Source organism: Mesorhizobium sp. WSM4310 (assembly GCF_007003935.1).
Taxonomy (GTDB): Bacteria; Pseudomonadota; Alphaproteobacteria; order Rhizobiales; family Rhizobiaceae; genus Mesorhizobium.
In genome coordinates, this window is sequence record NZ_VFTA01000002.1 from 1 (window position 1) to 12441 (window position 12441).

Here is a 12441-nt window from a genome sequence, read left to right on the forward strand (position 1 = left end):
ACTGCCACGGACGGCGACGGCGATACCAGCAGCACCAACATCGCCATCGGCGACAAGGTGCAGATCAGGGACGATGGCCCGACGATCACGGTGCCGTTTGACGGCGACCAGAACACCGGCAACGGCACCGGGACCCACGAGGCTCTGGCCAACACGCTCAACGCGTCGGCTACCGGAGCCTTCGGGTACGACATCGGCACGGACAGCCACCCGGCCTCGTTCTACGACGCCACGCACTCTGACTTCGTCGATGCCAACGGAGCCCTTGATGGTATCCAGATCGGGCTTACAGGTAACCTCACCGGCCTTGTGCCGACGCCAGGGACGACCCCGTTCCTTAGCTCGTTCGCGACGCTTCAGTCGGAAAGCGACACCTCGGCGTCGTTCAACTGGCAAATCTCGTACGATAGTGACCCGAACACGGCCGGCAACCAGACTGCCACAGCGGGTGGCACCCTTGTCTTCAACAAGGTTGCCGACACCTACACCATCACATTGAACGACACGGTCGAGGGCTTCACCAAGGACATCCTGCACACCTCTGAGCTCTTGTCCAAGGAGCCGGTGAGCAACGTCGGTCACCCAAACATCGTGGTGGAGAAGCTTTTCGACGCTAGCACCACGAGCGATCAGACCGACCGGGACTTCTTCGTGCAGTTCACCGGTAACTCGAACCCCAACGGGAACCCCTTCGGGTTCAACGCGACGGGTGACGGCAATCCGGTTGTCGGCGGTGTTAACGACACCATCTTCAATGCCGGCCAACAGATCAGCAGCAACTTCGAGGATTGGGTTTCTGCAACCCAAGCCACGAACGGGGTTGCCGGTGACACGATCCAGAAGGGTGAGTTGCTGACGTTGCGGTTCTTCGACCACAGCCCCGGCATCATCACCGACGACGGCGCCAATAGCGTCCCGAACCAGACGGCCAACGATATGGCAATCAAGTTCGACGGTATCGGCAACAGCGAGGACTTGATGCTGATCCTCAACCTCGTCAATTTCGGTACCGACGGGGTCGCGGGTGGCACAGGCACCGCCGCCGACACGTTTACCACGAAGGCGATGTACGTCTCAAACGCCGACATCTTCAAGACAGGGCAGGTGCCTACTGCCTACGCTGCCGACTTCCCGCTCGACAACAACGACGGTCTCGTTATCGTCGAGAGGAATGACTACAACGGTGCAGGCGAGAACTGGGTACTTCAGGGTGTCCAGATCATGCAGTCTGGTAACGGTCTCACCGGCCCCGATAGCAACCCGAACTTAGCCGGCCTTCAGGAGACACCGACGGCGATCGACCTGCAGCGGGCGACCGGCTCCGGTGGTGGTAGCACAACCTTCGCCCTACAGAACTGGGACCCCACCGACAACGATGTGCTGAAGATCACGGACATCGGCTTCACCTCGACGCAGACCACGACGCCGGATGCCCATCTCGACTTCGCCTTCCAGGTGGCGGACGCGGACTTGGACCAGACGACGCCGCAGCACATCCTTGTTGATGTCGCCTGACGCGTAACCAACGGGGGCAGCCATGGCTGCCCCCGTTGCGCCTCCCGCAATCCGTTGCACGGAGATGTCATCCCGATGATGAAAAACAGACAACAGCCCCCTGCCTTGCAGGTGGTGATGAAAGAGGCCAGACGCGCCATCCGGCCGCTTATCTGGTTCAGCGGGGGCATCAACGTACTGATGCTGACCGGAGCGCTTTATATGCTCCAGGTCTACCATCGCGTGTTGTCCAGCCACAGCTTGGAGACGCTGGTGATGCTGTCGCTGATGGCGGCAGGCGCACTCGCGACAATGGCGGGGCTGGAGGTGGTGCGCGGGCGTCTGCTGGCCACCGTCGGATCGTGGATGAACGCGCGATTGGCACCGGTTCTCCTGACCGCATCGGTGGAATATGCCGCCTCGGCGCCCGGTCATGCCAACGCACGTCCCCTGCGCGACCTGGATCAAGTGCGGAATTTCTTCACCAGCCCAAGCATCTTCCCGATCCTTGACGCGCCCTGGGCGCCGCTATTCTTCGCCGCCATATTCGTCATGCACCCTTGGCTGGGCTGGTTGGCGCTGTGTGGCGGGATCGTCCTGTTTGCCCTGGCGGTGCTCAACGAATACCTCACACGCAAGCCCTTGACCGAGGCTGCGAACGCACAGTCGCGGGCCTATGTGCAGGCCGAGGCGGCGATCCGCAACGCCGAGGTCGTGCAGGCGATGGGCATGCTGAAGCCACTGCTGGAGGGCTGGAAGGCGCAGCAGGACGAGGCAAACAAGGGACAGGTTCTAGCCGCCAACCGTGGCGGCGTCATCGCGGCCATCGCGCGTTGCCACCGGCTGGCCCTGCAAATGGCCATACTGGGCCTTGGCGCCTATCTGGTGCTTCGCAACGAGGCTTCGCCCGGCATCATGATCTCAGCCTCGATCCTGATGGGGCGCGCGCTCTCCCCGGTCGAGCAAGCGATTGGCACATGGAAGGCGACGGTCGGAGCGCGTGCCGCTTACCGGCGTCTCACCGCGGTTGCCGGAGAGCACCGGGAAGCCACACCGGTTCTGCCGCTGCCACGTCCGAAAGGCAGGTTCGAGGCCGAGAACCTCGTGCTGGCCCGGCCGGGTGGCGAGCACATACTAAAAGGGATCAGCTTCCGGCTCAATCCGGGCGAAGCCATGGCGTTGATCGGCCCGAGCGGGGCCGGCAAAACAAGCTTGGCGCGGATACTGGCCGGCGCCTGGCGCCCATCAGGCGGTCGCGCATTGCTGGACGGCATGAGCGTCGCCGAATGGGCATCGGAGGACCGTGGTCATTATGTCGGTTACTTGCCACAGGACATCGAACTCTTCGCCGGCACTATCTCCGAAAACATCTGCCGCTTCGCGACTACCACCCCAGCGGTCTTCAACAACGTGGTCAAGGCCGCGCAGCTGGCGGGTGTCCACGAACTGATCAAAGGACTGCCGAAGGGTTACGCCACCGAGATCGGCGAAGCCGGAGCGGTGCTGTCGGGTGGCCAGCGCCAACGCATCGGGCTGGCGCGGGCGCTCTATGGCGACCCGGCACTCATCATCCTGGACGAGCCCAATTCCAACCTCGACCGCGAGGGTGAGGACGCCTTGATCGCCGCCCTCGGCGCGGTCAAGGCGGCGGGCACGACCATTATCCTGATCGCGCACCGGGCGAACATGATGGACAAGGTCGACAAGATATTGGTTCTCAACCGGGGCCAACAAGACCTCTTCGGTTCACGCGACCATGTCTTCAACGAACTCGCCGCGCGCGTCCGCCAGGTAACTCAGATACCCTCAAATCCGGCGCCGGAAATCTCCACCGCCGTAGTCGGCGTCGACAACGGGCCACGGCCCTCTTCCAAGCGTACGTCGCGTCAGAACGCAATGAGCACGGCTGTCGTGGCGAACCAGGCATGAAATGAGAACAGCTATGAACGTCGTGCCGTTACCCGTTCCGCCTCCCTCCCTGCTGGAACCGGTCCCCCTGCGTCTTACGGGCGTGACGTACACCGGCTTCGCCATCCTGTTCCTGTTCTTCGGCGTGGCCGGGGGCTGGGCGGCCCTGGCGCCGTTGGACAGCGCCGCGGTGGCCCCGGGCGTCGTGAAGGTCGCCGGCGACCGCAAGCTCATCCAGCACCTTGAGGGCGGCATCATCGCGGAGCTCGATGCCGCCAACGGTGATATCGTCAAGGCGGGCAAGGTCCTCGTCCGGCTCGACGACACCCAGGCAAAGGCACAGCTCGACCTGATCCAGAACCGGATCGCCACGCGCGAGGCGCTGGCCGCGCGCCTCAGGGCCGAGCGCGACGGCAAAGACGAGATCGCGTTTGACCCGGCGTTGCTCGCAAACCCCGCCACCGCCGCGAAGGACGCGGTTGCCGCGCAGCGTGACGTGTTCGCGGCCAAGCATCACAACTTGACGGACGAGCAGGAAATTCTCAATCAGCGCCGTCGCCAGACCGCGGAAGAGATAACAGGACTGGAGCAGCTTATCGTCACCAAGGACAGGCAGATCGACGCGATCGAGGGTGAAACCAAAGATCTCGAGACCCTGCTCGCGAAGGGGCTGACCACGCGCGAACGGAACCTTTTGCTCAGGCGCCAACAACAGGAGATCGAGGGGGATCGCGCCACCAACATCGCCGCGATCGCCCGCGCCAGAAGTGCCATGGCCGAGATCGACATGCAAATCTTGAACCTCGGCACAGTGCGGCTGAACGAGGCCGTCGACGAGTTGAGCAAGGTCGAAGCGGAATTGTTCGATCTTAGACAGGAGGAACGTTCCGCCAGGGACGTGCTTGCCCGTACCGATGTCGTCGCCCCAGTCGACGGCATCGTCATGGACCTGAAGGTCCACACGGCTGGCGGCGTCGTGAAACCCGGTGAGACGTTGATGACGATCGTACCGCTCGGACAACAACTCGTGGTCGAGGCCATGGTCAAACCGGAGGATGTCGAGACGATCGCTCCCGGACAGCCCGCGCACGTCAGCTTCCCGGCCTTCGCCCGCTACAATCTGCCGCCGCTCGACGGCGTCGTGGAGATCGTGTCGGCCGACCGCATGGTGGAGGAGCGCAGCGGCGCACCCTATTTCGCCGCGACCGTGTTGATCGACAGAAACGAACTCGCCAAGCTGGAGGGTCGCAAGCTGCTGCCCGGCATGTCGAGTGAGGCGATGATCCGGACGGGCGCCCGCACAGTGCTTTCCTACCTTGCCGAGCCGATCACGCAGAACTTCCGCCGGGCGATGCGGGAAAAATAGTCATAGGCGGCCCAAGCTGCATCGCAGGTCCTTGTCCCTACCGTGCGCTCAACGCGACCATGCGGTCGAGCGCAGCGGTCAGGCCGTGCAGCGACACCGGGAATGTCAGTGGCGTGTCCGCATCTGTCGTGACATTGAGCTTCAGCACCTCGCCTACCCTCAGCTTTCCGAGCACGGATCGGTCAATGGAAAACACCGCGATGCAGCCTGTCGGCAGGCAGGTCCTGAAGTGCTGCGGGGACAATGGCGGCTGATCGTCGATCTGGGGCGTCACGCCCGGATCGAGCAGGATGCCGAAGGGCAGAAGCAGGGTGGCCGTCGTCGACCCGTCCGCGCGCCTCTGTATCTCCATGGCAAGCAGCCTTTGGCCATTCTTCTGGACCTGGTCCTGCGAAAGCGAGCAGACCCTCGCATTCTCCTGGACAGAGCAAGCCACGCTCCAATCCTCATAGACTTCGCGCAGCGATGACGGTCCATCTGGAGCAGCCGCGGCCTTTTGTTGAGCCGACGCTGGCGACATCAACGAGAATGCGATTGCCCCGTATGCGCAGGCGGCCTTGAGGCCACGCTTCATGTGCAGACCCATTCGCGAATCTTGCATTTGGCCCCTGACGCCTCGCAGGCCTGCAAGGCAAGGTCTTCGGCCTCCCGGCGGGTCTCGGCCGAGTTCACGCCCCAGGGCGTGAAACGGTTCTCGACCTTGTCGGCCAGGGCGAGCGCGCCGCAGTGCTTGTAGGGAAAGCCGGTCTCGTCGTCATCAGTCCAATGGCGATGGTTGCGGAAGACGGAGACGACGTTGCAGGCCTTGCCGCCGGCGTTCTCGCAATATTTCTGCGCGATGTCCTTCGCCTCCTGCCGCTTGTCGGCGCCCCAGAAGAAGCCGTATTTGCTGTCGGACTGCGAATAGGCGATGGCCGCCCAGATGCCTTTTTCCTCCTGCTGCGGTTCCGAAGGTGCCACCAGGTCGGCCGAGACGACGTGTCCGCTCCACAACAAGGTCAAGCCCAAAACTGCCAAAGCCCGTAATCTCATGGTCGGCACCCCTTTCCTTGATCCGGTCGCATTGCCTACTTCGCCGCCGAGGCGACGGAGATCACCACGCAGCTTTTGCCTGTCGGCAAGAGAAGGGCCTCACCCGCATTGCCGCCGAGCTCGTACACCTCGACCTGCCCGAGATGGTCGGTGATCTTGCTGCCTTGCGGAAGAATGGACGGGAGATCGGCGCACGGGCTGGCGAACGGCGCCACCCGCACCATCGTCCCTTCGCAACCCGAAGCGGTGGGCGATGCGAAAACGACGCCCGCGGCAGGTCCGCTATAGCGTTCCGTCGCATAGTCCATGCCGACGAAGGCCTGGACCGCATGCTTGTCGGCGGCCTGATCGTTCCACAAGGATTTGACGCTGTATTTGGTGCCTGTCGTCAAGATCTGCCCGAGCACCGGATAGATAGTCGAACAGGCCTGCACCCCGGCCTGCTTGACATGCTCGAGGAAAGGCGTGTCCGGAAGCGCCGGGTTGGCTGTCTCAGCCTGTGCGGCCGTCGCGCTGCCGACCAGATTGGCGATCGCGGCATAGTTCCCGGCGGCGAAGCCAAGGCCGGCCACGGCGAGCCCCAACAATGAAAATCCGACGACGCGCGGCCATCGCCGCCGCGTCGGTTCGACGAGCCGCTGCCGATCCGCCTCGACGGCCGGGCTGCTGCGTTTTGCGGACATGAACTGGTCCTGCTGGCTCATTGTGCTGCCCCGGTCATTTGAGTGGCGAAAGGGCTGCCGTCAGCCCCTTGAGAGTTGCTGCGGTCACCGTGATCGTCTTGCCGTCGACGGTCGGATAGGAAATCGCTGGCGTCGCATTCTGCGAGATCTGCTGGCGCATGACGGGGCCGACCGGCAGCATGCCGACGCAGACCACTTCATTGCAGCCGTTCAGGTGGACGTCGATCGCCTGGTCCCGCCCGTCGAACTTCAGTGAGACCAGGCCATCGCTCCTGGCGTTCGGCGCGGTGCGAACGATCATGTAGGGCTTGCCGTCCTGCGTGGCTGCAAGCGACCAGCTGAAGGCCATCTTGCCCGAGGTATCCTCGATCACCTGCGAGACATTGCAGACCTTCTTGCGGGCTTTGAGGTTCTCGTCGCAGATCAGCGTCCAGTTTTCGAAGGGACGGATCGTCCGCTGATAGGTTCCCAGTTTCACGTCGGGCGGCAGCACCACATCCGAAGGCTTGATCCTGTAGGGCGACGCCACCTGCCCCGCGGCCGGCGCGAGGCCGCCGCAGAGCACCAGGCAAGTCAGTACGGCAAGTCCTTTCATTCCTGCCTCAGTTCAAGGTGAAGCTGATGCCGGCGCCGACGCCGACATGACCGCCGGCGGCCGTGCCCGACACGTTGCCGCGGATGCGGCCGTCCTCGCTGGTGTAGCCCGCACCGAAGGCCAGGGCGCTCGAATCCCGCCAGAAGCCGCCGCCCGCCGCGACGCTCAGCTTGCCGGGCCGGTCATCGTAGCGCAGCGAGGCCGCGGCAAGGCCGATCGCCGCCGCCTGGCGGGCTTCGTCGCGTATGCCGTCGATGTCGGTATTGAGCTGGCTGAGCTTTTGGTCGGTATAGTTGTTGGCCTGCTGCAAGGTCGTGGCGGCCACCTTGTCGGTGTAGCTGTTGGACGTGTTGATGGCGTAATCGACGCGGTTGTTCATCTGGGTGACGTTGACCGCATCGGTGCCGGCAACACCGGGCCCGACATTGGAGATGACCACGGGCGCGTTGACGTCGCCGCCCTGCAGCGTGATGCTGTTCTTCTTGCTGCCGTCCGGATTGGTGTCATAGGTGACGGCATTCTGGGTGAGCGATCCAAGGCCCGATTTCAAGTCCTCGACCGCCGTGTTGGTGGCGTAGAGCTGCGAGCCGTTTATCGCGTCGGTGCTGCCGGCGTTGACCCGTCCGGCGGCGACATTGGTGATCGTGCGCTCGGCGCCGGCGTCGCCGACGCTGACGGTCCCGGTCGGGGTGGTGCCGGCGAAGGCATAGGTCTTGCCGTTGATGACGGTGCTGGAGGTGCCGACCGCGGCCTGCGTCACCGAGCCCGAACCCAGCGCCACGTCATTGGCATTGTTGGCCTTGGCGCCCTGACCAAGCGCCACCGCGCCTTGTCCGGTGGCTGTCGAGCCATTGCCGGCGGCAAGGCTGTTGGTGCCGCTGGCCACGCTGGCCGGCCCGATCGCCACGCTGTCGGTGCCGCTGGCGGTGGAGTCGGCCAGCGTCGAATTGGCGTGGAAATACTTGATGCCGCCGCCATTGCTGATGTTGGTCAGCGCATTGTTGACGGCCGTGAACCCGTCATAGACGGTCGAATAATTGTTGCCCTGGATGGTATAGGTCGGGCCGGTGATCGAACCGTCGGGATTGACCGTGGTGCCGCCGCCGAACAGGTTGCTGATGTTTTGCGACACGCCCTTAAGCTGCGAGACGTTGACGGCATCGGTGTTGGCCGAGCCCGCCGCGACATTGGTGAGCTTGCGTTCGGCTCCGGCGCCGCCGATCGACACTTCGCCGGCCGAGGCCTGTGAGCCCGACAGCGCATAGGCCGTGTAGTTCGCCTGCGCGCCGACCGTGGTGACGGATTGCGCTCCAAGCGCCACGCTGTTGGCGAAGGTGCTGTTGGCGCCCGCGCCGAGCGCCACCGACTGGACGCCGGCCGCGGTCGAATTGGTACCGAGCGCCAGCCCGTCGGCCAGCATCACATGGGCATTCTGGCCGATGGCCGTTCCGCCGGGCGCGATCTGGTCGACGATGGCGCCGTTGCCGATGCCGATGCCGTTATCGCCGTTGACGACCGTGGTCGGGCCGACCGCGACCGATTCCGCGCCGACTGCCAGCGAGTCGCCCGCCGTCGAATTGGCATGGAAGTACTTGGTCGAGGTGACCGATACGGCGGCGATGGCGCCGGCGAGCTGGCGCACCGTCACCGCGTCCTGATCCTGCGTGCCGTCGGCGACGTTGGTGATCTGCCGGTACGCCGAGGTGGTGCCGACCGACACGGCGCCGAGCAGCGTCTTGTCGGTGGTGTTGTACTGGATGAAGTTGGATGGGCCGGCCGCGATCTGGCCGGTGGCGGGCGCCACGGCCCGGTCGGATACGGAACCCGAACCAAGCGCCACGCTGCCGTCGATGCTGGCCAGTGTGTCGCGGCCGAGCGCCAGCCCGCTGACACCGGTCGCGGTCGCCTGGTAGCCGACGGCGGTGGAGCCGACCCCTTGCGCGAAGGAATCGGTTTGCGCCAGTCCGGCCTCGTTGGTGCGGGCGTAGCGAATGCCTATGCCATTGGCGTCGGTATAGGCGGTCGAAGTGTCGCCGGCGATGTTGTTGATCGTGTTGCCGAGATTGGTGACGCCACTGCCGATATTGGCGATATCGGTCGTGTTCTGCGTGACCTGCTGGTTGGTGGCGAAGAGCTGCGAGCCGTTGACCGCATCGGTCGAGCCGCCGTTCAACTGTCCGGCCGCGACGTTCTGGATCTGGCGCTCGGCGCCAGCCGACCCGACCGAGAAGGCGCCCGCCGGCGTGCCGCCGGCGAAGGTGTAGTTCACGCCGCCGATCGTCGCTCCGCCGACATTGGTCGTTGCTCCTGACGTGGAATTCAGGCCGATCGCCACATCGCCGGCATTGTTGGCCACGGCGTTGGGTCCGACAGCGACGGAATTGGTTCCAAGGGCCTGGGAATCCGGCAGGGCCGAATTGGCATGGAAATACTTGATGCCGCCGCCGACATTGATGTTGTTGAGCGTCGTGCCGATGGCGTCGACCGCCTGGTTGGTGGCGAAGAGCTGCGAGCCGTTCACCGCATCGGTCGAGGAGCCGCTGATCCGCCCCGCCGCCAGATTGGTGAGCGTGCGTTCCGCACCGACCGCGCCGATGCTGACCGTCGAGGTCGGATTCGTGCCCTGGAAGGCATAGGTCGTGCCGTTGATCACTGCATTGGGCGTGCCGACCGCCGCCGTGGTCACCGAACCGGAGCCGAGCGCCACGTCGCCGGAGCTTGCCGCCGCGGTGGCACCGTCGCCCAGCGCGACATTGCCGGCGAGGCCGGCGGCACCCGCCGTCGAGCCGTTGCCCAGCGCCACGGAGCCTTGCCCGATAGCCTTGTTGTTGTTGCCGATGGCGACGGCACCCGCCGCCATATTGGCCGCGGAGGCACTCGCCGTGCCGTCGCTGTTGGCGATGTTGTTGGCGCCGCCGGTGAAGGCGCCGGTGCCGCTGGCGTAGCTCGGATCGCCGATGGCGACCGCACCGTCGCCATAGGCTTCGTTGCCGTAACCGATGGCGACCGCCTTGCCGCCGTCAGCCACCGCGCCCGTGCCGATGGCGACGGAATCGGCGGTGATCGCGCTGGCGGCGGTGCCCATGGCGACCGCGTTTACGTCCTGTGCCACCGCGCCCGCTCCAACTGCTGTCGAGCCTGCCCCTGTCGAGACGGCCGTCGTGCCGATGGCGATGGAATCGTCACCGCCGGCAGTGGACGAACGGCCGCCTGCGAACGCACGGGCGCCGGTGGCTTTGGAGGTGGAACCAAGCGAAGTGGAGTACGTTCCGCTAGCCGTAGCGCCCAACCCCAGCGCGCTGGCATTTGCGGCGGTCGCCGCGGCGTTGTTGCCGAGCGCCGTGGTCGAGACGTCCGTGGCCTGGGCTCCAGAACCAGCCGCGACGGAGCCGACCCCGCTCGAGACGGCCGAATTGCCCAAGGCCAGCGCGAAATTGCCCGAAGCCGTGGCGACGTTGCCGAAGGCTGCCGAGTTTGATGCCGATGCATTTGCCTGGGGACCGATGGCGGCGGCATTGGTGCCGGCGGCCTGGGCCTGGAAGCCGACGGCCGCCGAACTGGCGCCGCCGGCAGAGGTGCCGATACCAAGTGCGGTACTGCCAACTCCGCTGGCGTTGGCGCTGACGCCGGCAGCAAGAGAATTGTCGCCTATCGCATTCGATCCGGTTCCGAAGGAGGAGGCGTTTATGCCGCTGGCAGCGGCCTGGCGTCCTACGGCAGTGGAATTGGCGCCGCTGGCGACGGATCCCCAGCCTGCGGCTGTCGCATAATTGTTGCTGGCCGTGGAACTGGTGCCGAGGGCAGTGGAGTTCCCACCCGAAGCAACGGAGAAGGTGCCCAAGGCGTTGGCGCCAGCCCCGAGGGCTTGGGCCTGAACACCGAGCGCGACCGAGTTGACGCCGCTTGAGATCGTGCCCTGGCCCAGCGCCATCGCGCCGCCGGTGCCCGTGGCTTTCGCGTTTAGGCCGAGAGCCACCGAATATTGTGCCGACGCAAGGGATGACCGTCCGACCGCGATGGCATCGGCCTGCGAAGCGGTGACATCCGTACCGATGCCGATAGCGCTCTGGGCGGTAACACCTGTCCCGGGGGCGGTGCGCGAGCCAAGATAAATGGAATTTATCGCGGAGGCGATCGTTCCGAAGCCAATCGCCACGGCATTCTGGCTGCCGGCGCTGGCATTGGTGCCCTCGGCTATCGAGTCGGCTCCGTTTTGCACGGCTCCGGATCCAAACGCGATACCGCGTACCCCGTTCGCCGTGCCGCCGCCGCCGAAAACCTGTGCTGATGCCGGCGTGGCGATGCTGCCCAATGCGATGGCACCCAGCGCCGCCGCCAACATCTTGCCGATGCCGAGCATGCCGAGTCCAGATCCGTTGCGCCGCATGCCGAGCACGCGGTGCGCCATGCGCAGCACCGCCATCAGGCGGCGGCGAACCGAGCGGGAGCCGTGCTCGGCCCCCGCAATCCAATGCCTGGCGAAATGCGTCGTGCGACGCTGAACAAACGAGCCACTCGAAATGTGATTGTCGGTCATGGTCCCTCTCCGTTCGCCAGCCGTCATCAAATGTCTGACAAATTCCAGCACTCGCAGAAAGCCATGATTCTGGTTTGCCGTATTTCACGAAATTGCTGTTTTGTCAGAAAAAATCGCGGCAACTTCACGGGAGTTAACGGATAGTTACTTTAGTTAGAGCTTTAATAAGGCAAAGTAAAACAATTAAGCGGTCAATATATCACCTAAGCTTCGAATTAAGCTTGCCGAAGCGAGCCTGCAAAGGCGTCAATCGCCGGTATTTCTTCATCACGGTAGTAAAATGGCTCTGGCTCGAAAAGCCGCTCAAATGGGCGATATCGGTGATCGTCATGCGGCTTTCGGCAAGCAGCCTCTCAGCGAAATCCAACCGCAGATCAAGCACATATTGATGCGGCGGCACCCCGAACGTCCGCGAGAAAGCCCGCACGAAATGATAGGATGACAGCCCGCAAACCGCTGCCATTTCGGCAAGCGCTATCTTGCGTGTAAAATTCTGATCCAGGAAATCCTGCACCTTGCGCGCGCTGTGGGCGGAAAGGCCGCCTTTCACGTTCAGCGCCGGCTGTCGCGCGGGACCGGGTCCGGATGCCGATCCCGGAGGGCCATCATCAGACCGCATCTTTCGGTCCCTTGATATTTCGCAGATGGAATTCAACCCGAGACCGCCCTCCCCGTTCCCCCCAAAAACAATTCGTGATTGATCGAGCTGTGGCCGCATTGTCGCTCCGGTTCATTCGATCGGTCCGGCCAGATGGCGAATAATGCACAGGCTGCATGCTATTTCGAATGACTCCCGTAATGCCTGCGGCATTGTGGCGACGGACGT

At 64.2% G+C, this 12441-nt stretch carries 8 protein-coding genes and 1 pseudogene; 3 read left to right on the forward strand and 6 right to left on the reverse strand.

The features are described from left to right. The 3 genes and pseudogenes from FJV80_RS03035 to FJV80_RS03045 all read left to right on the forward strand — a co-directional run. Positions 1-1515, forward strand: a pseudogene (locus FJV80_RS03035) (hypothetical protein); the annotation flags it as partial. A 78-nt stretch (positions 1516-1593) separates the two neighbouring features. Further along, entirely contained in the window at positions 1594-3423 is a 1830-nt protein-coding gene (locus tag FJV80_RS03040; protein WP_245318113.1) for a type I secretion system permease/ATPase, read from the forward strand. A 13-nt stretch (positions 3424-3436) separates the two neighbouring features. Beyond that, the gene (locus FJV80_RS03045; RefSeq protein WP_179295798.1) at positions 3437-4768 is read left to right on the forward strand and encodes an HlyD family type I secretion periplasmic adaptor subunit; all 1332 of its coding nucleotides are present in this window, start codon (positions 3437-3439) and stop codon (positions 4766-4768) included. A gap of 37 nt (positions 4769-4805) precedes the next feature. On the opposite strand, the gene FJV80_RS03050 is transcribed toward FJV80_RS03045, so the two are convergent. The 6 genes from FJV80_RS03050 to FJV80_RS03075 form a co-directional block, all read right to left on the reverse strand. Continuing rightward, positions 4806-5354, reverse strand: coding sequence for an invasion associated locus B family protein (locus FJV80_RS03050; protein ID WP_142875525.1), 549 nt, complete (start codon positions 5352-5354; stop codon positions 4806-4808). Further along, entirely contained in the window at positions 5339-5800 is a 462-nt protein-coding gene (locus FJV80_RS03055) for a DUF4189 domain-containing protein (protein ID WP_142875526.1), read from the reverse strand. The genes FJV80_RS03050 and FJV80_RS03055 overlap by 16 nt, the downstream gene beginning before the upstream one ends. A 35-nt stretch (positions 5801-5835) precedes the next feature. Continuing rightward, positions 5836-6504 carry a hypothetical protein gene (locus FJV80_RS03060; protein ID WP_095792714.1) on the reverse strand — a complete coding sequence of 223 codons (669 nt, stop codon included), beginning with the start codon at positions 6502-6504 and terminating at the stop codon, positions 5836-5838. A gap of 13 nt (positions 6505-6517) precedes the next feature. Beyond that, complete coding sequence (locus FJV80_RS03065) at positions 6518-7078, reverse strand: invasion associated locus B family protein (protein WP_095786920.1); 561 nt, start codon at positions 7076-7078, stop codon at positions 6518-6520. A gap of 7 nt (positions 7079-7085) precedes the next feature. Beyond that, positions 7086-11615 carry a YadA-like family protein gene (locus FJV80_RS03070; protein WP_142875527.1) on the reverse strand — a complete coding sequence of 1510 codons (4530 nt, stop codon included), beginning with the start codon at positions 11613-11615 and terminating at the stop codon, positions 7086-7088. A gap of 199 nt (positions 11616-11814) precedes the next feature. Further along, positions 11815-12333 (reverse strand): AraC family transcriptional regulator, encoded by a 519-nt coding sequence (locus FJV80_RS03075; protein WP_095786922.1) that lies wholly within the window; start codon positions 12331-12333, stop codon positions 11815-11817. Positions 12334-12441: the final 108 nt, after the last annotated feature.